The sequence below is a fragment of the Thermostichus sp. OS-CIW-26 genome (assembly GCF_054058395.1).
Map to the genome: position 1 here is coordinate 55,019 of NZ_JBSSAG010000009.1, position 22,273 is coordinate 77,291.

Sequence of the window (22,273 nt, forward strand, 5' to 3'; positions counted from 1 at the left end):
CAATCTTCTTTTGAGAGGATAAGGAAGTGCCTGCACAGGCAGGATGGAGTCTTTAGAGCCAACTCCTATGGACAACTGTGCTGCGGTCAAGAGTATTTCTGCGGATGAAATTGCAGATGGGATCCTCAGGGGCTGGGCTGCAACCGTTTGCGCAGAGACTCCGAGCGCCGCTTGGCAATGGCATTTCGGGGATCCAACTTCAGGGCAGTTTCGTAAGCTTCCAGGCTTGGGCCATAGAGATTTTTCTTCTCATAGGCATGGGCCAGATTGTTCCAAGCAGTTACATAACCGGGATCCGCAGCCACGGCATCCTTGTAGTAACGGATGGCCAAGTCGTACTGCCCCTGGCTGAAGTAGGCAAAACCGAGGGCGTTGCAGACGGGGGGAATGTTCTCCCCGGCCACTTCTAGGGCTTTTTTAAGCTGGGCAACCGCCTGGTCGTAGAGGCCTTTTTGCAAATAGACGCTGCCCAACTCGTAGTGCTCCTGCGGGGATCCCTTGCCTTTGCTCAGGCGGGGCTGCAGCTCACGGATGACCTTTTCCTGGGCCCGTACCCGCAGCACCTCCCGCAGGACAAAGAAGCCCGCCACGCCGAGGATACTGGCCAGAGCCACCAAATACAGGAGGGGAACGTTAACGCCCATTTTGCTTGATCCACTTGCCTGTGACTGGCCTCGCTGGCGTCACGCCTGCAGGTGAGCCTCGATAAACCAAAGATCTTTGTCAATCTGGCGCGAGATCTCGGTGAACAGGTCTGCTGTGTCGGCATCCCCCAGTTCGGTGGTGCGGTCAATGTTGCGGCGGACGGAAGCTGCATATTGAGCGTAACGGGCTGCCAAAGCCTGCAGGTGATCCCGGCCCTCTTCAGCGGCCAGATCGTACTCCGGCAAGGTGGAGGTTTGGGCAACGATGCGAGCCGTGCCGCGGGCGATGCCCCCCAGCGCCGTAACCCGTTCCGCCAGCATGTCCACGTAGTTTTCCAGGGTGCTGGCAAAAGTGTCGAACATCTCGTGCAAGGCGATGAAGTGCATGCCTTTAACGTTCCAGTGGGCCTGTTTCACCTGCGTCTTCAGATCCAACGTGTCTGCCAAGGACTGGTTGAGCAGCTCCACCAGTTGCGCGCGAGCCTCTGCCGGCAAGTCGATCCGGGTGGGGTAGAGACGGGTTTTCTCGGCGGTAACCATGCCTAATCTCCTAATTGTGTTTCCATTATCGGGGATCCGCTTCGGCTTCCCAACTGAGCCCATGGTAACACAAACTCAGAATGAGTATGAGTTAGGAGGAGTCTATAGAGTTACTTGCCGATGCAGAAGCGGCTGAAGATCTGATCCAGCACTGATTCCGAGATCTCCTCGCCAGTGATCTGGCCAAGGGCATGCAGGGCGCCCCGTAGGTCGATGCTCCAAAAGTCCAGGGGGAGCTGAGCTTGGATGGCCTGCCCCACCTGTTCCAGGCTGGCTTGGGCTTGTCGGAGGGCAGCAGCCTGCCGCTGGTTCAGGCTTATCTCCAGATTGGGCTGGGGACGTCCCTGGGTGACAAGCTGCTCCAGGGCTTCTTCCAGCTCCGGGATCCCTTTCCCTTGGGCGGCAACGGCGGGGACGCGGTGGGCAATCTCGGGGGGGAGAGGGATCCCCTCTGGCGGGGCGAGGTCGGTTTTGTTGATCACCAGGATGAGGGGGCGATGGCGGATCGACTCGTAGATGGCGGCGTCGGCAGCCGTCCAGCCCGCTTGGGCGTCGATGACCAGCACCAGCACATCGGCAGCCTGGGCTAGGCGTTGGGAGCGCTCCACCCCCAGCCGTTCCACCGGATCTTCGGTGGCGCGGATGCCGGCAGTGTCCAGCAGTTGAACGGGGATCCCTTTCACCACCAGGTGGGATTCCACCACGTCGCGGGTGGTGCCGGGCAGATCGGTGACGATGGCCCGATCCTGTCCTGACCAGGCATTGAGCAAGCTGGACTTGCCCACATTGGGCCTCCCGACGATGGCCACCTTCACCCCGGTGCGCAGCAGTTGTCCCCGTTCTGCCGTGGCCAGCAGGGCTTGCATCTGGGCTTGAATAGCTTGGAGCCGGGCCTGCCAAGCGGCAACATCCAAGGGGGGCAGATCCTCTTCAAAGTCGAGGCGAGCCTCAATTTCTGCCAACAAACCCAGCAGCTCCTGGCGCAGGGCGCGAATGGATCCCCCTAACTTACCCTGCAAGCCTGCTAGGGCCATCCGGGCCGCCTGAGGGGAGCGGGCCGCCACCAGATCGGCCACACTCTCGGCCTGGGTGAGGTCAATGCGGCCATTCAGAAAAGCGCGCAGGCTAAACTCCCCCGGCTGAGCCAGCCGCGCCCCCTGCCGCAGGCATTGTTGCAACGTGGCCTGAACCACCATGATGCCACCGTGGCAATGCAGCTCTGCCACATCTTCGCGGGTGTAAGAACGGGGGGCCTGCATCCAAACAGCCAGCGCTTCGTCTAGGATTTGGCCTTTCTCGTCGCGGATCCAGCCGTAGAGGAGCCGATGGCTCTCCCAGACTGCGTTGCGGCGGGCAGGGGTGAAGATGGCTTGGACAATGGGAAGGGCTCGTGACCCGGAAAGGCGCACAATCCCCACACTGCCCTGTTCAGGCACCACCGCAGTGGCAATGGCAGCGATCGTATCGGCCAGGGGCGCAGTCGGATCCATCCTAAACAAAGCCCTGAGGGAGTTCGAGCAGCCGTTGGATTACAGCTCGGCATCCACTGGATTACAAATCGACATTCAAGTTAAAAAGCCACGCCCTCAGGCTGAGGGCAAGGTAGCCTGACAGTGGAAACAACGCTCTTCCCGGATTCTCTATGAAGCCGCTACGGACGTTCAAGGTCACTCCCTACCTGCCTACTCCGCTGGAAAGTCTGCGCTTGTTGGCTTACAACCTGCATTTTAGTTGGAACGTGGAAACCCGCAGCCTATTCCGGCGCATGGATCCCGATCTGTGGGATGCCTGTGCCCACAACCCGGTGGCTCTTCTGGGTCGGATCCGGCAGGAACGGCTGGATGAATTGGCGGAGGATCCCGGCTTTTTGGCCCAGTTGGAACGGGCCAGCCAACAACTGCAGAGCTATCTGCAGGAAGACACTTGGTACCGCAAGTATCGTTCGGCCCAAGCGGTGGAAGGGGAGTGCTACGCTTATTTTTCGGCCGAGTTTGGCTTGGCCGATTGTCTGCCCATTTACTCAGGGGGCTTGGGGGTGTTGGCCGGGGATCACCTCAAGGCGGCCAGCGACCTGGGCTTGCCCCTGGTGGGTGTGGGCTTGCTCTACCAAAAGGGGTATTTCCGCCAGTACCTCAACCCCGACGGCTGGCAGCAGGAACGCTACCCAGTTAACGATTTCTTTAACATGCCCCTGGAGCTGCAGAGAGATGCGGAGGGCCGCGAAATTCGCATTGAGGTGGATTATCCCAACCGCAAGGTGTTCGCCCGCATTTGGAAGGTGACGGTGGGGAGGGTGCCCCTCTATCTTCTGGACACCAACATCGAGCCCAACAGCCAGTACGACCAAGACATCACCGATGAGCTGTACGGTGGCGACCAAGATCTGCGCATCCACCAGGAGATCATGCTGGGGATCGGCGGCGTGCGGGCTTTGCGCGCCCTTGGCATCCATCCCACCGTCTACCACATGAACGAAGGGCACTCGGCCTTTTTGGCAGTAGAGCGGATTCGCCTGTTGATGGTGGAGCAGGGGCTGAGCTTTGAAGAGGCCTGGCAGGTGGCCAAGTCCAGCCAGATGTTTACCACCCACACGCCGGTGCCCGCCGGGATCGACCTATTCCCGCCCGACAAGATCGATTACTACCTCGGCTTCTACTACAGCCAGATGGGCCTGAGCCGGGAGCGCTTTTTGGCTTTGGGACGGGAAAATACTGGCGACTTCCAATCTCCCTTCAGCATGGCAGTGCTGGCCATCAACATGGCCTCTTTTGTGAACGGTGTGAGCAAGCTGCATGGGGCGGTTTCCCGCAAGATGTTCAGCCGGCTGTGGCCTGGGATCCCGCTGGAAGAAGTGCCGATTACTTCCATCACCAACGGGGTACATGTCCGCACCTGGGTGGGGGAGGAGAACCAAGCCCTCTACGACCGCTACCTGGGGCCGGATTGGGCAGAGGCTCCTCCTTCGGATCCCCTCTGGCAAAAGGTGGATCGGATTCCGGATGGGGAATTGTGGCGGGCCCACGAGCGCAGCCGCTCCCGCCTGATTAACTTTACCCGCGAGCGCTTGATGGAACAGCTCCAGAAACGGGCTGCCTCAGCGGCTGAGATCCAACGGGCCTCTGAGGCCCTCAACCCGGAGGTGCTTACCATTGGGTTTGCCCGCCGCTTTGCCACCTACAAGCGGGCCACCCTTTTGTTCCACAACCTGGAACGGCTCAAGGCCTTGCTCAACCATCCTCAGTACCCGATGCAGTTTATCTTTGCCGGCAAGGCCCACCCCCGCGACATACCCGGCAAAGAGCTGATCCGCCAGATCGTGCAGGTGTCGCGGCAGCCGGAGTTTCGCCAGCGCTTGGTTTTCATTGAGGACTACGACATGTATGTCACCAGCTTGATGGTGGCCGGGGTGGATGTGTGGCTGAACAACCCCTTGCGCCCCCGGGAGGCCAGCGGCACCAGTGGCATGAAGGCGGCAGCCAACGGTGGACAGAACCTCAGTATTTTGGACGGCTGGTGGGACGAGGCTGACTATTACCAGACCGGCTGGCCCATTGGCCGCGGTGAGGAGTATGAGGATCGCGCCTATCAAGATGAGGTGGAGTCGAATGCCCTCTACGACCTGCTGGAACAAGAGGTTGCCCCTCTCTTCTACCAGCGCGGCAGCGATGGCCTACCCCATCAGTGGATCCAGCGCATGAAGCAGGCGATTCGCCTCAATTGCCCCCAGTTCAGCACGCAGCGCATGGTGTTGGAGTACGTCCAGCGAGCCTACATTCCTCTCAGCAACTACTTCGACCGCATGCGCCGTGACCACTTCGAGTCGGCCCGCCAGTTCGTTCGTTGGCAAAACCACCTGCAGGAGCATTGGTACAACATCCAGGTTCTCAACGTCCAGATCGAAACCCCGAAGAAAGCTGCCGCTGCCGGCCTTGCCTTGGCACAGGATGACCAAGTGGTGATGGCCAGGGATCCCCTCACCGTGACGGTGGAAGTGCGGCTGGGATCCCTGCAACCTCAGGATGTGATTGTGCAAGCTTATCAGGGGCCGGTCAAGGATGATGGCCAGATTCAGAAAGGACAGGCAATCTCCCTGCGCTATGTGGAGATGCTGGAGGATCGGGCCATCTTTTCCGGCCAGATTTGCTATGAGGCCAGCGGCTTGCAAGGGTTAGCCATCCGCTTGCTGCCCTTTCACCCCGATATGCACGATCCCTATGAGCTGCGGTTGATGCTCTGGGCGTGACATACTCCCATCACTGACCCTACGGGTACAGTGTGGGCTTCTCGCTTCATCGGGGAGCCTACGCAAGAACCCTCTGCGAGCAGACACGGGATGTCCCACCGCGTAGCTGCACCAGATTCCGGCAAAGCCGTTTTGTGCAACTACTCTCATCATACACCATGTGGGGGTATCTGTATCCCGACACTGACGCTACGGGTACAGTGCGGGGCTTAGCTACCCCCACACCCCCACAAGCTAAAGGGTTGGGAGGAGCACGGGGATCCCCTTTCTACTCTTGATCCAAGTGAGCTACGGGAGCTTTTTGGGCTTGAGCTGTTCGGCGTTTTTCGCTGCCAAATCGGGCAGAATCAGAGAGAAGCTCGCGAGCAGATTAAAAAAACAGGATACGCTCGTAACAGCGGTGCAGAGCAGTATGTTCAGAGCCCACGACTCTGCCGGTTTGCGCCTTTTGATTGCGGTTGCCCTGTTGCTGGGGAGCATGGCCAGCTGGCGGCAGGATCGTCTTTTGGCAGTGATGGGCCTGGTGGGTGCAGCCGCCATCTCTGCCTTTACCCGTCCGGCCATCTTGGCCTACAACCGTGGTCGAGAACGGTGGCTGAACCGGGATTTGCTGGGGGCTATTGAACAGCTCAGCTTGGCTCTGCAACGGGATCCCTGCCTGGCCAACGCCTACATTTTGCGGGGAGAAGCCTACTTTGCCCTCGGCCAAGTTCCCCAGGCCCTGGAGGATTTCGGCCAGGCGATCCGGTTAGCCCCGCGGCGACCAGAACCCTATTTTTATCGCGGGCTGATTCGTCAATCTCAGGGGGATCTCCAGGGAGCAACGGCGGAGTTTGCTGAGCTGGTGCGCCTACACCCCAATGTCCCCCACCACCTCAGCTTGGCCAACCTGCTCATGCAACAGGGATCCCTGCCTTTGGCCCTAGCTCATCTGGATGAAGCCATTCGCTTGGATCCCACCTCAGCGCTTGCCCATTCCCAGCGGGCCCGTTTACACAGCTACCTGGGCACCTGGGAGGCGGCTTTGGCCGATTGGTCGCAGGCTATTGACTGGGATCCCAGCCCAGCCCACTACTACCAGCGGGGGGTGACCTACGCCTGTGGTGATTACTTTGACGAGGCCATTGCCGACCTCAGCCGCAGCTTAGAAAGAGAACCCCAGCAGCCCAACGTTCTCTACATCAGGGGCAACCTTCTCTATGCGCTGGGGGAGATCAAAGCTGCTTTGGACGACTACGAGCGGGCCTTTCGCCTGGAAGCGGATATGAACCGGATTGACCTCTCCGACGAGTATGGCTTGTACGGACGAGGCCTGGCCTACTGGAATATGGGAGATAAAGCAACAGCTTTTTCGGATTTGCAGGCAGCTTTGCAGGTCAGCCGCCGACATCACAACCTGGCCTTGGAGCAGCGGGTACGCCGGTCTCTGCTGCAACTGAGCGATCCCGACTGGGATCCTGCGCAATCTGCCTAGCGGGATTTGATTGATTGATTTGCAGGTGCCTCCCCTGACGCTGCGACTCCACGACGCTGCCGCTGAGGCCCAGATCCTGAATCGCCTGCAGCGGCTGACAGAGTTTTCTGTTCCTGAAGCAGCGGGGGGCTGAGGCCAAAGCAGTAGCCGACATTGCGCACTGTGTGGATCAAGCTGGGCTGGCGCGGATCCCGTTCCAGCTTTTTGCGCAACGAGAGGATATGGGTATCGACGGTGCGAGGGTTATCGGTGGAATCCGGCCATGCTCGCTCTAGTAGCTCTAGACGAGAGACGGGATCCCCGTCCGCCTGCACCAGCACCATCAGCAGGCTAAACTCCTGGGGCGTGAGGTCGATCCCTTCCCCAGCCAAGGCGACGCGCCGTTGCACCAGGTCAATTTTGAGATCCCCGTACTGCAGAAAGGTAGGGGGGATATGACGCTGTCGCCGCCGAGCCAAGGCTAGAAGGTGGGCATCCAGCAGTTGCATACTGAAGGGCTTGGTGAGGTAATCGTCCGCTCCTGCTTCTAGGCCGGCGATAATGTCCGCTTCGGATCCCCGGTGGGAGAGTAGCAAAATCAGCAGATCGTACTGGCGATGGGCCCACTGGCACAGTTGCAGCCCGCCGCGGTTGGACAGCTCCGCATCCAAAATCAGCAGGTGAATGGGCTGGTGTTGCAGCAGAGTCTTTGCTTGGCGAAGGGTCTCTGCTTCCCAAACTTGGTGTCCGGCCTGTTGCAAATGCCAACACAGCAAGCTGCGCAGATGAGGGTTGCCTTCTGCCAGCAAGATGTGCAAGGGTTGCATGGCTGTTCGGTTGGGATCCCGCCCACATCATAGTGCTCCGCACCGCTACCGCGACAGTGCTATGCCTCCGGCACCCTACCGGGAACCGCACCGCTGACGCGACAGTGCTATGCCTCCGGCACCCTACCGGGAACCGCACCGCTGTCGTTGTAGATAGCGAGTCACCTTGGACTCCGTCCCGCTAGCGCGAACGGGCAATGCTGTTCGCCTAAGGACTCCGTCCCGCTAACGCGATTGGCAGCGCACGGCGTTGTAGACTGACAATCTCTACCAAGACCAAGGTGCTCCGCACTGCTGACGCGATGGCCGATTCTCTCCCCCCCATTTCCGAGCGCAAACAGGATCACCTGGACATTGTTCTGCAGCAGGATGTGGCTGCCAAAGGGATCCGCACCGGGTTTGAGCGGTTTTTCTTTGAGCATGTGGCGCTGCCGGAGCTGCTGTTGTCGGAGATCGACCTGAGCTGCGAGTTCTTGGGAAAACGCCTACAGGCACCCCTGCTCATCAGCAGCATGACGGGGGGAACAGAGGCTGCCCATGAGCTAAACCGACAACTGGCCGCCGCTGCCCAACAGTTGGGTATTGCCATGGGGGTGGGATCCCAGCGGGCAGCCTTGGAACATCCAGAGCTAGCCCGGACTTACCAGGTGCGCCAAGTGGCCCCGAATATTCTGCTGCTGGCCAACCTGGGTGCCGTTCAGCTCAACTACGGCTATGGGTTGGAGCAGGCGCGACGGGCGGTGGAGATGATCGAGGCGGATGCGCTGATTCTGCACCTCAATCCTCTCCAGGAGGCGGTTCAACCCCAAGGGGATCCCGACTGGCGTGGATTGTATGGCCGCATCGAACGGTTGGTGGCGCAGTTGCCGGTGCCGGTGGTGGTGAAGGAAGTGGGCAATGGCCTCAGTGCTAAGGTAGCCCAGCGGCTGGCCGAATGCGGTGTGGCGGCCCTGGATGTGGCGGGGGCGGGCGGCACCAGTTGGAGCGAGGTGGAGGCCCATCGCCAAACAGATGCTCTCAAAAAACGCATTGCCCACAGCTTCAGGGACTGGGGGATCCCAACGGCTTTGTCCCTGCTGGAAATTCGTCGCCTGCTGCCGGACTTACCCCTGGTGGCCAGCGGCGGCATCCGCAATGGCATCGACGCGGCCAAAGCTATCCGTCTGGGAGCCGATGTGGTGGGTATGGCCGCCCCCGCTTTACACGCCGTCTCCCAAGGACAGATGCAGGCAGTGGTGGACACCTTTCGCGCCGTGATCGAGGAGCTGCGCATTGTTGCCTTTTGCACTGGATCGGCCAACTTGGCTCGGCTGCGACAAGCTACCCTGCGGCGGCAGGATACTTGGGATCCCTTGCCCTAAACTCCAAGCACTTGCCACAAAGTAAACTACCCGACTCCGACCGCTAAAGCGGTACGGAGCGGGCTTTCAGTAGCCCTGAGCCTGCTCTGCTCTACCAGAGAACAAAACAGGCCCGAACCTCTAGGCTGGTTTACGACAGCCCCCAAAAGCGCAATCACATTCGCACCATTCAAATCCGCATCCCCTTCCCATCCACAGTGTCCACACTTGAACGACTTGCCACTGCGGTAGGACTTACCCTGCTCAGGGTGGATGTGTAAGCACCGGTGACAGGTCTGCGACGTGTAGGCAGGCGGCACAAGAATCAGAGAAACCCCTGCAGCCCTCGCCTTGTATTCCAGAAACTGACGTAGTTGGTAGAACGCCCAACTGTTGGTCCTACGCCGCTCGGCTTTGCTGCGTGGCTGTTGATTGACCCTTTCCCGGATCCCTGTCAGGTCTTCCAGAGCAATAGCGCTGTTGGTAGCTTTTGCCCTAGAGACAATAGCTTTGGAGATGCGATGATTGACCCACGTTTGAAAGCGTCTCTCCTTGCCAGACAGCCGTTGCAGCAGTTGACGGCATCTGCGCCGCGAACTGCGTGTGCCCTTACTGGCTTTACGTTGGAGTGCCGCCCTCAGCTTGGAGTAGTGGTCGCGGACTCTGTTCAACTGCTGTCCATTCCAATTGTCCCCCTCTGACGTATGGGCGATATCCGTCCTGCCCAAGTCCACCCCGATCACCTTGTCGGTATCTTGTTGCTTGGGCGGGTTTTTCTCTACGCAAATCTGGATGTCGTAGGAGCCATCCTTCCGCTGGACTAGGGTGGCCGATTTGGGGTTAGAGCCAGCCAGCATTCCCCTCTGGTAGTTGCCAATGGCTAGCTCAAAGCGTTCTCTTCCATCAACCGTGGTCAGCGACACCGTCCAGTCTTTCTCGCGGAATGAAAAGATACGTGCGTCGTAGGTAACGAACCTACGCTTGAACTCTTTAACCGGACGGTTGCGCTGTCTCGCCACTTTGCGAGCGCCTGCCACCCGTCTGCACACCTGTTGAGCCAAGTTACTGGACAAGCCGAACCGAGCTCGAATCTCGTAGTAGCAAAGGGATTGCAGTTTGACCGCGTTGACGATCTTCTCCGGCGTGTTCTGGTTGACCCAGTTCAATGCCTGCACAAAGACATCCATCGTCGCGTCCAATTTGGCGGCTTGTGACGGGAACGCCTTGAGCTTACAGGATATGGTCAGGACTTGGCTCATAAGTTCATTGTACTTCATCAAAGCGCATTCCTTCCGGCACTGACCCTACGGGTACAGTGCGGGGCTCCTGCGATTTCTAGCTGAGGGTCAATACCAGAGCCCCCAGATGATAGGGCCACTGTATGCTTTGTCGAGATGCTTTGTCGAGCTATTTTGCCGGTCAGCACCCAGGAGAGAACCAGAGCCAAGATAGCGTGGATCCCTGGAAAAACCGAATCACCGCCCGGTAAACCTGCCAGAGATAGAAAGAAGGGATCCCGGCTGGGAGAAAGTTGCTCAGGTTACCAGCAGCACCTAACCTGCCTCCATCTGGACGGTCAAGGCAAGTGCAATTGTCGGCTAATCCGCACCATCGGCCCCAGTCCCAGTCCCGTTGGGTTCAAAGCCTGCATCTCAAACAAGGCCAGAATGTGGCGCACTTGCAGCTCTGGGCGCGTAGAATTCACCCCCATCGCCACCACCAAGCCGCAATAGCCACCCGTATCCCGGCAACGCCGCTCCCAGCGCTTGCGAGCCATGGAGTGAACGGGATCATCTTCGGGAAACTCTCCAAACAGGTGCAGATCGCGATTGCCCGTTTGCACAATTTCCAAGTCGTAGCGATCGCCATCGAAGGGATCCACCCCTGTGTTGAAACAAACGCCCTGGGGCCCGCCTTCCCCACGCAAATTCTCGATGAGCTGCTTTGCTTTTGATCGAGAGGTGCGCACAATCACCACCGGCAGCCCTTCTCCATTTTTCACCAGCTTGCTTTGGGGGAGAGGATGCCATTGCCCCGTGCGACGCAGCATTTCCACCGTTGTCCACGGCAAGACCCCCAGGCCTATCTGCGCGCCCTCGGGCACCAAATCATCCCGCAGCAGGGTTTGGGCAGGTTCTTCCTCCTCCCCTTCCAGCTCCAGCAGCTCTTCAGCCACGTCCGGCAGAGTGCGCACCTGCACCGAAAGGGTTGCTCCCTTCTCTTGGGGGTTGGGAATGCGGTACCGACCTTGATAGGAGCGAAAGTCATCTTCCAGCTTGCGGTGGTACTGCTTGAAGAAGCGATGCAAGGCTTCCAGGGCCACCGATAAGACCGCTGCCTCGTCCTCCTGCAAAGTCACGCGCAAGCCTTCCAAGGGGTGAATGGTGCCGAAGTTCGGCTCAATTTCCTCGGGATCCAACTCTGCCAAGTCCAGATCCGGCAGTTCGTTGAGTTCAGGATTGCCAGCTTGGAAGGTGAGATAGAGACAATCTTGCCTGAGGAAGGCTTCCTCCATCTCTTCGGGAGTATCCGGCTGGCCCGCATCCTGGCGAAACTGTTTGAGGGAGGGCAGCGAGCGATAGAAAAGTACCCCATACTCCATGCCCAACCGCCCCATGACCGAGACGTAAAGGGTTTGGATATCCCAGTGATTTAGGTCGATGGCCAGGATTTGGTGATCCTCCAGGTAATCCCAGGGAGCATCTCGCCAGAGGGTAAGGGCTTTGCCGGCCAGCAACTCAACATAGTGTTCCGGCAGAGGGGGAGGGATCCGCTCGTTGGCCTCTTCAAAGCTCTGCAGGATCTCGTCGATCAGAGGCAATTCCGGCTGGCATTCCACCTTAATGTCCAGCTCGTGCAGGATGCCGCGTAAGAAAAATTGCACCTCTCGATCCCGCACGATGATCTTCTGGGGGCGAGCAGGTGAGGCAGCATGGGGCCGCTCCATGGCCACAATCAAGGTTCGCACCATCGGCTCAAAGCCAGAATCGGCGGGCACCACTTCCATGGCCCGTACCACGCCCTGAACGCCATCTACCCAAAGAATGCACTCCCCTTCCGTTTGGGATCCCACGGGTGGCGATCCTGAGAGCTTGTGGCGATCCCCTTCCCACACGGAGGGCACCTGGGGCAGCTTTTGCAATCGACGAACCGTAGCGGCTGGGAGACCGGACATAGACATCCAAGAAGAATCAGGAGAACAATCCAATCGGCTGAGTAGGTATGCCAAACTGAGCAGGGATCGGCCTTGGCCTCCTGTCAACAAGACCCAGGGATCCCGCTAATGCCAATCTAACCACCAGTGTAGAAGCTGAGTTCGGCTTCAGCGAGAGGAGACAGCAGAGCCAAGTTCCATGGCACCAGAAGCTGATGGTCAGATTCGAACTGACGACCGCTCGATTACAAGTCGAGTGCTCTACCAACTGAGCTACACCAGCAATTTGGCTTTACCAAGCCTAGCATTTTCCAGGATTCCCCCTTGGCCTTGTCCTGTGGATCCCAGCACCACAAGAGAAGGGCTCGGACAGTTGCTGCTGAGAGCTTCTCCAGAGATGCAACCATAGTCATCTCAAATAGCCAGCTTGCTCCCTCAATCCCTGGCCGCCCTCTCCCTTTGGTAGGGCGGAAGCGGCTCGGAGCGTTTGGGCAGCAGCCTAGAGCCCTTGGGGAGGGCCTTGATCTTCTCTAAATCTAATCATAACTCACCCATCCGACTTCAAGAGTCGGCTACTGCCGATCCACTGCCGGGCGAGCAATGGGAGCTAGGTAGATCACCAAAGCCCCTGCCAGAAACCCCAAGACGTTGCGCAACACCGGGATCCAATCCTGCGTGCGTGTGACCACCGGCCCGATACCGAAGGCCCCGAACAGAATGAACCACAGGGGAGAAATGAGCAAGGCCCAACGCCAGTTAAACAGCTCCTCCGCATGGCGGGGCTTGCCGGCAAACCCAAGGACAATCCCCCCCAAAATCGAGGTCACCAGCGTCAGGATCCACTGCTCCTGAGGCAGGCCGGGCACCACACGGCAGCCCCCCTGATGAAAGCAGCGATCCAAAACATCCACGGTCTCTAAGATGGCGCGGTGGGTGCCGTGCTCCCGCACATAGAATTGGTTGCCAAAGCGAGATTGCAGCTCAATCCAAAAGGTACGTGGCAAGATCTCGCGCACAGCATCCCCCACATTAAACGCCAGCAAGTTGCCCCCCCTGGGATCCGCCACCATCAGAACGCTGCGCTCATTCAAGCCCCAGTACTCTTTCACCTGACGGCCTGGAGTTTGATCAAACTGAGTCAGCACCCGCAGCTTCCAGCCGGTGTCTTGCTCTAACTTGTTCAGATGCTGGGCCAGTTGAGCTTCCTGATTGCTGGTCAACTGATCCGCCAAGTCCAAGACCGGCACGGGCGGCTGAGGCAGCTCCATCGGCACCACCGGCAGGGCAGGTTGCGCCCAGGTCAGGGATCCCCCGCCCACCGCAATCAACAGCCCAAGGCAAAAGCCCACCCCAACGCGGAGTATCCGTTGCCACTCGATGCTCATGCTGATCCCTCTCTTAGCTTTGACGCTGAGATACTGAGAAATGATGTTAAGAAATGTTTCAATTTCTTATAGATCTATCATGCACCGGAACAAGACGTTTGGCCAGAGGGATCCCGGGGAAGGAGCGGTGACAGGGGCAGTGCCTATATCAAGCTGGGGCTAAAGGTGCCGGCGGGGTCGAAGTGCTGCTTCAGCTTGCGCATCAGACTTGCAGCCGGGCCAAAGTCATGGGCAAGAGCCTTCTTCAGAGCCGGCGGCGCCTCCAGAAGCAGGAGAAATCCGCCCGCAGACTTGAGGTAGCGCTGCAGTTGCATCAGGGATCCCACTTCTGGCTGAACCAGCCAAGCCCGCCCTAGCCCACAGCCTCGGTGCAGTTGCACCTGAGCTCCAGGAAACAGGGTTTGAAACTGCTCCAGTGTTGCCAAGCTCTGACTGGGCAGGCACCCGAACTTGGCCAGCACTGCTCCTGAGCCGGGTTGAGGCAGGGACAGAGAGCCGGGATTCACTTCCTGCAAAGTCAGCCCTGCAGGGGCCAGCCGCCGCGTTTGGGCTATCTGTTGGGCGATTGCTCGCTCCGATCCATGAAAGCTGAGCCAAACCTGGGATCCCTCTGCCCTCAGCCAGAGATCCACCCCCACAGGGTTAACGGGGCCGGTCAGCACCTGCCGACACAAAACCTCCAGCTCCGGCAGGGATCCTGTAGCCAGCAAAGCAGACTGAGCTGCCGGCAAGGGGTAAAGCCGCAGGCTCACCTGGGTCAAAATTCCTAGGCTGCCCAAGGATCCGGTGAACAGCTTCATCAGGTCATAGCCGGCAACATTCTTGACAACCCGCCCGCCCGCTTTGGCCACCTCCCCATCCGCCCGCACCCAGGCTATGCCCAGCAGCAAGTCGCGGATCCCGCCGTAACGCCAGCGCAGAGAACCCGTATCGGCAGTGGCGATAATGCCCCCCAGGGTAGCCCGCTCCGGATAGAGGGGATCCACCGGCCACCATTGCCCCCGCTCGGCCAAGATGTGTTGCAGTTCCGCCAAAGTCATGCCAGCTTCCACCGTGACGGTGAGATCAGCAGCCGCATGCTCGATGAGCCGGCGTAAGCCGCGCGTGCTGAGAACCAAATCCACCGGCTCCACAGAGTGGGCCCAGCCCCACTTGCTCCCCTGCCCCAGCGGCAGCACTTTCCGCCCTTGGCACTCCTTTAAGATTCCGGCCAATTCCGAGACCGTTGATGGAGTCTGGATCGGCAAGGGATCCCCTGGATCAGATAGCAAGGTCGCCAGTGAATGGGGAGAAGACATTGGGGAAAGCGAAGCAGAGATTAAACAGAAGCAGAGATTAAAGAGAGAAAACCTGTCCAAACCAGCCCAATTGCGGGGTTATCTCACCCTACCTCAGTCTGCGGGCAACAAGAACCTCTGTTTGGAGAGATGGCCCTCAACCAGAGCCGGCCTTCAGTGCAGTACCGCCCTTGCGCAGGTCTGCCGAAAATCTCGGAACCAAAGCTCTGTCTCGCCGCTGCTCACCCAGGAAGATCCTGAAGAGATCCATAAGTCTACACAACTTTCTTTCCCCCGCGAACTAGTATTTGATAGCGGTGGGAAGTCCGTGCACAGCGGATCGGGCTCCATAGGCAAAAATTTTGTAAGCCCTGTAAGCAATGTAAACAAAAACAAAAAACGGCAACAGTAGAAAACGTAGTCTGCAAACGCTGTGGGCGGATTGTCTGCTAGGGTAGATGCTCTCTGTATTGGGGAAAAGCAGTCGTGAGTGCGATTAGCAACATCATCTTGGTGGGTATGGGGATCCTCCTGACCCTTGCCAGCCTTTGGTACGGGCAAAACCACCATCTGCTTCCCGAATCTGCTGCCGAATCAGCCCCCTTGTTCGACAGCCTCTTTAACAGCACCATAACCATTGCCACAGGGATCTTTTTGGTGGTACAGGGTGTACTTCTCTACTGTATTGTCCGCTACCGCAAGCGGCGAGGCGACAAAGGCGACGGGGATCCCAGCCACGGCAATGTGCTGCTGGAGATCGTGTGGACGGCGGTGCCGGCGGTGATCATTCTTTGGTTGGGCTTGGCCAGCCTAGATGTCTATCAAGCTGTTTACGGGGGTGCTCACGTCGGCGGCCATATCCACGCAGCCATGGCGATGGAGTCTTCCCACGAAGCTGAGGCGGGGGATCCCGGCTACGCTTATACCCCTGTAGTGCTATCCGGGAAGGAAATGGGCCAGCCGGATCTGGTCGTCCAAGTGCAGGGCATGCAATATGCTTGGATGTTCACCTACCCGGATTCCGGCCTGGTGGCCAGCGAGCTGCACCTTCCTCTAAACAAGCGGGTGCGCTTGGATATGACGGCTCTGGATGTGAACCATGCCTTCTGGGTACCGCAATTTCGCCTGAAGCAGGATGTCATCCCTGGCCGAGAAACCCACCTGGAGTTTGTGCCTACCCAACTGGGGCAGTACCCCATCATCTGCGCAGAGCTGTGCGGCCCCTATCATGGGGTGATGGCAGGGCAATTGTTTGTGGATACGCCGGAAGACTTCGAGCGCTGGCAGCAGGAGCAAGTTTTGGCCGCCCGTGGCGAGGGCAGCACCTTGGCCCTCGTTTCAGATTTCTCGCCAGTCCATCCCTCTCCTCGGCCAGGCTCCCCTGAGGCCGAGTCTGCCTTTGCCCATGTCCACCACCAGCGTTTGGGCGTCTCCCCCTCAGATTTGAAGTCTCTCCAGTCCCATTCTGGATCCCTTCCTTCTGCAGGCTAGCCGGGATCCCTGACGCCCCTTTGGCCTGCGCTTGTGGGAACAACATTCTGCCAACGCGATATAGGAGCTTTTGTGCAATGACCCAGCTGCAAGACAGCCCAAGACTTGTTGCTGCACCGAAGGTTGAACTTGAACTTCCTGCTGAGCCTTGGTGGCGCTTCTTTACTTTTTCCACCGATCACAAGGTCATCGGGATCCAGTACTTGGTGACCACCTTTTTCTTCTACTTGGTGGGAGGGGCGCTGGCGACGGCAGTACGGGCAGAGCTGGCTACTCCAGAGGCCGACTTTCTCGGCTTTGAGCGGTACAACGGCGCCTTTACCCTGCACGCCACGATCATGATCTTCTTGTGGATCGTGCCGGCGCTGACAGGGGGCTTTGGCAACTACCTGGTACCGCTGATGATCGGGGCGCGGGATATGGCCTTTCCCAAGCTGAATGCAGTGGCCTTCTGGCTGGTTCCGCCCACAGGGATCCTGCTTTTGGCCAGCCTGTTCATAGAGGCTCCGGCTGCCGGCTGGACTTCCTACCCCCCCCTCAGCTTGATCAGCGGCAAAGTGGGCGAAGAACTCTGGATCCTGAGCATTTTGCTGGCAGGAACCTCCTCCATCCTGGCAGCCGTGAACTTCATCACCACCATCCTGAAGATGCGCATGCCCGGCATGAAGATGGAAGACATGCCGCTGTTTTGCTGGGCCATGCTGGCAGCGTCTATTCTTACCCTCATTGCAACGCCAGTTTTGGCTGGTGCGTTGATCTTGCTCAGCTTTGACCTGTTGGCGGGCACGGCCTTTTTCAACCCCAGCGGCGGCGGGGATCCGGTGGTGTACCAGCACATGTTCTGGTTCTACTCCCACCCGGCGGTTTACATCATGATCTTGCCGGTCTTTGGCATGATCTCCGAGATTTTGCCGGTGCATGCCCGCAAGCCCATCTTTGCCTACAAGGCCATCGCCTATTCCAGCTTGGCTATTTGCTTTTTGGGGTTGATCGTCTGGGCGCACCACATGTTTACCAGCGGCACCCCGGACTGGATGCGGGTGTTCTTCATGATTGCTACTATGTCCGTTGCTGTTCCCACGGGGATCAAGGTGTTTAGTTGGCTAGCTACTTTGTGGGGCGGCAAAATCCACTTCCGGTCGGCCATGCTGTTTAGCCTTGGCTTTATCTCGATGTTTGTCATTGGGGGGTTGAGCGGCATTATCCTCGCTTCAGTGCCCCTGGATATTCACGTCCACGATACCTACTTTGTGGTGGCCCACCTGCACTACGTGTTGTTTGGTGGCAGCGTGTTCGGGATCTATGCCGGCATCTACCACTGGTTCCCCAAGATGACGGGGCGGCTGCTGAACGAGTTTTGGGGGCGGGTGCACTTTGTGTTGACCTTTGTCGGCCTTAACATGTGCTTCTTGCCGATGCACAAGCTGGGCCTGATGGGGATGCCCCGCCGGGTGGCCCAGTACGATCCCCAATTTGCCGACCTCAACTGGATCAGCTCGGTGGGGGCCTTTGTTCTGGCCATTTCCACCCTGCCCTTTTTGGTTAACGCCATCTACTCCTGGGTGGCCGGGCCAAAAGCTGGGGATAATCCTTGGCAGGCCCTGACACTGGAGTGGACAACTTCTTCTCCCCCGCCCCATCACAACTTTTATGGGGATCCCATTCTGCTAACTGGCCCCTACGACTACGGCTTGCACAGCAAAGAGACGCTGGACTACTTTGCTGCTCAGTTGCAGAGCTTGCGGGAGCTGGCGCTGGCAGAAGCGGAGCCTACTTCTTCTTAGCAGGCCGGATGCCCGGTGGGCGGCTGATCCCCTGCTCACTGGGTATTCCAGTCTTGGCTGGGCTGCTTGTACAGCCTCAAGAAGTCTCAGGAATTCAGGAATTTAGGTGGAAAGGAATATGCAAGGATCCCTTGCCTCTGAAACGCTGATGGTTGGCCACTCAAGGGCCCACACTGCCCATGCTGAGCACCCGGATCATCGCGTCTTTGGCATCTTGATGTTTTTGGTGGCAGAAGGCTGTCTTTTCCTAGGGCTGTTCATGGCCTACCTGGCCTACAGCCTCACCGCCCCGGTGTGGCCGCCGGAGGGAACCCCAGAGCGGGAATTGCTTTTGCCTGGGATCAACACGGTGATTTTGCTCTCCAGCAGCTTCGTCATTCACAAAGCTGGGTCGGCCATCAAGGCCAATGATGTCAAGGGCCTGCGACTGTGGTTTGCCCTCACAGCCCTGATGGGGGCGGTTTTCCTGGCAGGGCAACTCTATGAGTACAGCAACCTGGAGTTTGGCCTCACCACCAATTTGTTTGCCAGCACCTTCTATGTTTTAACGGGGTTTCATGGTCTTCACGTGCTGGCAGGGTTGCTGTTCATTTTGGCGGTGCTCTGGCGCTCCTTTAAACCCGGCCACTACAGCGCTCAACATCATTTTGGCGTCGAAGCTGCTGAGATCTACTGGCACTTTGTGGATGGGGTTTGGGTTGTGCTGTTTATTCTGCTCTACTTGCTCTGAGCTCGGCCTTCACCCAATATAGCCACGATTTGGATCAGCGCTTCTTGAAAGGCATCTCGTTCCGGCTGTCCTTGCTTGAGGTTGTATTCCAATTGCAAAAGCTGCTGCATTGCTTTCAGTAAAGCTGTGGTCTTCAGGGATCCCACCTCTTTTTGCAGAAAGTAAACCCGGTTGGGATTCCCGATTTCTGCTTTCTGGGCGATGACTTTGGGATCCCGTTCTCCCTGATCCAGCAGCAGCCGCACCCATAGCCAGGTGCGAAATTGGCCTACCAACACCGCCAGAATCCTCAGGGCCGGCTCGTTGTGATCCAGCAGATGGGTCAAGATGCGTAGGGCTTGTTCCAGATTCCCTTTGCGCAGGGATCCCGCCAATTGAAAGCTGTTGTAGGCGCTGGCGGGAACTAACGCCTCGACTTGTTCAGGAGAAATGGGATCCTGTTGGCCTGCCGTAAACAGGGCCAGCTTTTCCAATTCCATCGCCAAGCGACGGGAGTCATTGCCCACCGCCTCGGCCAATTTCTGGGCGGCTGCCGGGCTGAGGGCCAGATCCCGTTGTTCAGCTTCCCGCTGCACCTGCTGGAGAATGCCCTCCTCATCCCAAGGGGCCAGTTGCGAAAACTCGCGGACAATGGCCGTTTTTTTGAGGATTTTGGTGGATTTCAGGCGCCCATCCGGTTTGCTGCTGGTGGTCAAGAGCAAATGGGTGGTGGGGGGCAACTGGGCCAAGGTTCGCTCCACTTCTTCCCACAGATCTTCCGGGCAATGTTGGGTGAGTGTTGTCTCTTCCAGCCAAACCAAGCGGGCGTTGGATCCCAGCGGCGGGGTCATGGCTTGGTTGAGCCCGGCAATCGTGGATTCCGGCGGCAGGCGATCGTAGTTAAAAGCTGCCCAGTGGGGATCCAGCACTTGATCCCGCAACTGCTGTACCGCCTGCATCAGGCGATAGGTATCATCCCCCCAGTACAGGTAAACGGGCACGCTTCGACCGAGTGATTTACGAGATGCTTTTCCCCTACTTCCTCCATTTTGCGTAGGTCAGTTCCCCTTGTCTAAGCGGTTTGGCCGGGATCCCTGCTCAACTTGGTGGAGGGAGCCAGTCCAAGTGAAGATACCGAGCCCAGCTTGACTCAAAAAGTTCTGTATTCCCACTGAAGAGGTTTCGTAGACCTTCTCCTACAGTTGAATTAGGAGCAGAGACTGCAGGGTTAAAGATTATGGATGGCATTGGCGAGTTTGAGTTTAAGGTGCAAATCTTAGCCCGTTGCATGGGATCTGCCCTAGGGCTGGGCCGCCCCACTCGTGTTCAGATTCACTATTCCAACCTCAATTCCCAAAACAAAACCAAAGCGAAGGAAGGTCAATCTGAGTCAAAAAGTCTATCCTCCCTAGGCGATCAGATCTCTTCGAGTCTCAGCAATCAGGGCAAAAGAGGATCCCAAGGTCAAGCTTTAGCCTATGTTGCCTGAAGAGTCTTTCGAGAATTAATCTGTGGTAATTCAGGAGGATTTTTGACTGCGGCGATCCAACACTTACTTAAAAATTGGGACAGATCTTTCTTGTGGTTTTTCTCGTTACTCTTTCTTTGCATTCTATAGCGATTTGTTCTTAAGACCGAAAGCTCAACTTTGACAATTCTTCTTTGACAATTCTTCGATGCTTTTCGTCTTGTAGAGTCTTGTGAGTTAGCCGATTCTTTATTTTTGTTAACGAGGACTTTGTCCGGCTGGCGCGATAAGAAGTTGCGCTCTTCTTCGTTGTCTCTTTGCCTCTGGGGATATAGACTAAAGCTTTGTCCCGCTGGTGAAACCAGTAGGATGACTTGAGGTGTGGGGATTTGGGCCCAACACGCCCCAGAGGATTATGGAACGAGCAACGCAACTGTGGCAGGGTTTTCTGCTGCGCGACTTTCCCATCAAGGCTTGGCAGCAGGGAAGCCTTTTGGGCCGCCTGTTGGGATCCCTGCAAAGTTGGGGGAAGAGCAGCATATTGGTTCAAACTTCCGACCGGATTGGCCTGGGGCTAGTGCTGCTCTACTGGATTTTCTCTGCACAAAGCTCCACCGGCATCCTGGGCCTGATTTTGCTGGCTATGGCCGCTCTGGTGGGCCTGTGCGCTTTGGTGGAAATGCCGATTGGGCTGCCGCTGCATCTGCCCCTGGGCCTTTTCTGGGGAATTGCCACCTTGGCAACGATTCTCTCTCCGGTTGCCTACGCAGCACGGGATGGCTGGCTGAAGCTGACTCTTTATCTAGCCGGCTATCTGTTGTTGCATCGTCTGCTGCGCAAACCCCAATTCCGAGATGGGATTGTGGGATCCCTGCTTTTGGTCAGCTTGGTGATGGGGATCCATGGCCTGCGGCAATACTTATATGGGGCAGCGGAACTGGCCACCTGGGTGGATCCGGAGTCGGGTTTGGCGGGTCTGACGCGGGTGTACAGCTATCTGCGCAATCCAAATCTGTATGGGGGCTACTTGATCCCGGTCATTCCTCTGGGGCTGGCCGCCACTTGGATTTGGCCCAGTTGGGGGGCGAAACTCCTGGCCGGGTTTACGACGGCGGTGAACCTGATTTGCCTGTTGCTCACCTACAGTCGTGGCGCCTGGATTGGGGGGCTGGCCATGCTCACCCTGATGGCCGTGCTGTTGGCACAGTGGCATTCTGTCGATTTGCCAGCCCGCTGGCGGCGTTGGGCCTTGCCGGCCCTGTTGGGCGGAGGGGGGGCTGCTCTGTTGCTCGGGATCCTGACGGTACGCTCCCTGCGGCTGCGGGTGCAGAGCCTTTTTTGGGGGCGGTTGGATACCAGCAACAACTTTCGCCTCAATGTCTGGGCGGCGGTGCTGGAGATGATCCGCGACTTTCCCATCTTGGGGATCGGCCCCGGTAATGTTGCCTTTAACCGCGTCTACCCCCTTTACCAACGAGGCAACTTCAGCGCCCTCGGAGCCTATTCGGTGCCGCTGCAGCTCACCGTGGAGACTGGCTTCATCGGATCTTTAACTTTCGCCTGGTTCCTCTTGGTGCTCTGGGATCACGGCTGGAGATGCTGGAAAACTTTGCTCAACTTGCGGGATCCCCAGGGTCTGTGGGTGGCAGCGGGCTTGGCCGCTTGCACCGGCATGATGGTCCACGGCTTGGTGGATACCATCTGGTATCGTCCACAGGTACAAATGCTGTGGTGGCTTGCGGTAGCGCTCATTACAGCCAGCTTGGCCTCTCTTAGCCCTCAGCCGCCCGTGGATGTTGGTGAGACCCCATCGGAGGCTTCCTCCCGTTAGGGTAGCTTAAGCTTGACCTTCCAGTCTTGACGGGAGCCAACCCAGAGTGGTAATCATCTTCAGTAGGAGATAAAAAATGTATCCGTTTTTACAATTCACAGGTGTTGGTAGTGTTAGAAATTAGCGG

General features: G+C 58.0%; 16 protein-coding genes and 1 tRNA gene. 7 read left to right on the top strand and 10 right to left on the bottom strand.

Going from position 1 to position 22,273, the window contains the following annotated elements; genetic code table 11:
• Window positions 1-125: 125 nt before the first annotated feature.
• The 3 genes from ACVW0C_RS05920 to mnmE all read right to left on the bottom strand — a co-directional run bounded on the left by ACVW0C_RS05920 (window position 126) and on the right by mnmE (window position 2,674).
• Window positions 126-644: a tetratricopeptide repeat protein gene (locus ACVW0C_RS05920; RefSeq protein ID WP_011434229.1), complete on the bottom strand. Its 519-nt coding sequence runs from the start codon at window positions 642-644 to the stop codon at window positions 126-128.
• Window positions 645-683: 39 nt separating this feature from the next.
• Window positions 684-1,184: a DNA starvation/stationary phase protection protein Dps gene (gene dps / locus ACVW0C_RS05925; RefSeq protein ID WP_414330477.1), complete on the bottom strand. Its 501-nt coding sequence runs from the start codon at window positions 1,182-1,184 to the stop codon at window positions 684-686.
• Window positions 1,185-1,294: 110 nt separating this feature from the next.
• A complete protein-coding gene (gene mnmE / locus ACVW0C_RS05930; protein WP_457384616.1) occupies window positions 1,295-2,674 on the bottom strand; it encodes a tRNA uridine-5-carboxymethylaminomethyl(34) synthesis GTPase MnmE in 1,380 nt (459 codons plus the stop codon).
• Window positions 2,675-2,826: 152 nt separating this feature from the next.
• Here mnmE and glgP point away from each other — a divergent pair, with 152 nt between their 5' ends.
• Both glgP and ACVW0C_RS05940 read left to right on the top strand, forming a co-directional pair.
• Window positions 2,827-5,427 carry an alpha-glucan family phosphorylase gene (gene glgP, locus ACVW0C_RS05935; RefSeq protein ID WP_457384617.1) on the top strand — a complete coding sequence of 867 codons (2,601 nt, stop codon included), beginning with the start codon at window positions 2,827-2,829 and terminating at the stop codon, window positions 5,425-5,427.
• Between the two features lie 412 nt (window positions 5,428-5,839).
• A complete protein-coding gene (locus ACVW0C_RS05940) occupies window positions 5,840-6,901 on the top strand; it encodes a tetratricopeptide repeat protein (RefSeq protein ID WP_414406483.1) in 1,062 nt (353 codons plus the stop codon).
• On the opposite strand, the gene ACVW0C_RS05945 is transcribed toward ACVW0C_RS05940, so the two are convergent.
• Window positions 6,898-7,707, bottom strand: coding sequence for a response regulator transcription factor (locus ACVW0C_RS05945; RefSeq protein WP_457384618.1), 810 nt, complete (start codon window positions 7,705-7,707; stop codon window positions 6,898-6,900). The genes ACVW0C_RS05940 and ACVW0C_RS05945 overlap by 4 nt on opposite strands.
• 302 nt (window positions 7,708-8,009) lie before the next feature.
• Here ACVW0C_RS05945 and fni point away from each other — a divergent pair, with 302 nt between their 5' ends.
• A complete protein-coding gene (fni, locus tag ACVW0C_RS05950; RefSeq protein WP_414330465.1) occupies window positions 8,010-9,068 on the top strand; it encodes a type 2 isopentenyl-diphosphate Delta-isomerase in 1,059 nt (352 codons plus the stop codon).
• Window positions 9,069-9,094: 26 nt separating this feature from the next.
• Here fni and ACVW0C_RS05955 read toward each other — a convergent pair whose 3' ends face one another.
• From ACVW0C_RS05955 to ACVW0C_RS05975, 5 genes are all read right to left on the bottom strand, one after another.
• Window positions 9,095-10,306 (bottom strand): RNA-guided endonuclease InsQ/TnpB family protein, encoded by a 1,212-nt coding sequence (locus ACVW0C_RS05955; protein WP_457384637.1) that lies wholly within the window; start codon window positions 10,304-10,306, stop codon window positions 9,095-9,097.
• 317 nt (window positions 10,307-10,623) lie between these two features.
• Window positions 10,624-12,222: a DUF6930 domain-containing protein gene (locus ACVW0C_RS05960; RefSeq protein WP_457384619.1), complete on the bottom strand. Its 1,599-nt coding sequence runs from the start codon at window positions 12,220-12,222 to the stop codon at window positions 10,624-10,626.
• A 189-nt stretch (window positions 12,223-12,411) separates the two neighbouring features.
• A tRNA-Thr gene (locus ACVW0C_RS05965) sits at window positions 12,412-12,484 on the bottom strand.
• Window positions 12,485-12,773: 289 nt separating this feature from the next.
• On the bottom strand, window positions 12,774-13,586 hold the full coding sequence (locus tag ACVW0C_RS05970; protein WP_457384620.1) for a TPM domain-containing protein: 813 nt from the start codon (window positions 13,584-13,586) through the stop codon (window positions 12,774-12,776).
• Between the two features lie 143 nt (window positions 13,587-13,729).
• On the bottom strand, window positions 13,730-14,857 hold the full coding sequence (locus ACVW0C_RS05975; RefSeq protein ID WP_457384621.1) for an FAD-binding oxidoreductase: 1,128 nt from the start codon (window positions 14,855-14,857) through the stop codon (window positions 13,730-13,732).
• Between the two features lie 492 nt (window positions 14,858-15,349).
• Between ACVW0C_RS05975 and ACVW0C_RS05980 the strand changes: the two genes are divergently transcribed.
• The 3 genes from ACVW0C_RS05980 (at window position 15,350) to ACVW0C_RS05990 (ending at window position 18,868) form a co-directional block, all read left to right on the top strand.
• Window positions 15,350-16,354, top strand: coding sequence for a cytochrome c oxidase subunit II (locus tag ACVW0C_RS05980; protein WP_457384622.1), 1,005 nt, complete (start codon window positions 15,350-15,352; stop codon window positions 16,352-16,354).
• A 77-nt stretch (window positions 16,355-16,431) separates the two neighbouring features.
• Complete coding sequence (ctaD, locus tag ACVW0C_RS05985; protein ID WP_457384623.1) at window positions 16,432-18,138, top strand: cytochrome c oxidase subunit I; 1,707 nt, start codon at window positions 16,432-16,434, stop codon at window positions 18,136-18,138.
• 118 nt (window positions 18,139-18,256) lie between these two features.
• Window positions 18,257-18,868, top strand: coding sequence for a cytochrome c oxidase subunit 3 (locus ACVW0C_RS05990; protein WP_457384624.1), 612 nt, complete (start codon window positions 18,257-18,259; stop codon window positions 18,866-18,868).
• Here the strand turns inward: ACVW0C_RS05990 and holA are convergent.
• Complete coding sequence (gene holA / locus ACVW0C_RS05995) at window positions 18,856-19,848, bottom strand: DNA polymerase III subunit delta (RefSeq protein WP_457384625.1); 993 nt, start codon at window positions 19,846-19,848, stop codon at window positions 18,856-18,858. The genes ACVW0C_RS05990 and holA overlap by 13 nt on opposite strands.
• Window positions 19,849-20,730: 882 nt before the next feature.
• On the opposite strand from holA, the gene ACVW0C_RS06000 reads away from it, so the two are divergent.
• The gene (locus ACVW0C_RS06000) at window positions 20,731-22,146 is read left to right on the top strand and encodes an IctB family putative bicarbonate transporter (protein WP_457384626.1); all 1,416 of its coding nucleotides are present in this window, start codon (window positions 20,731-20,733) and stop codon (window positions 22,144-22,146) included.
• Window positions 22,147-22,273 lie beyond the last annotated feature (127 nt).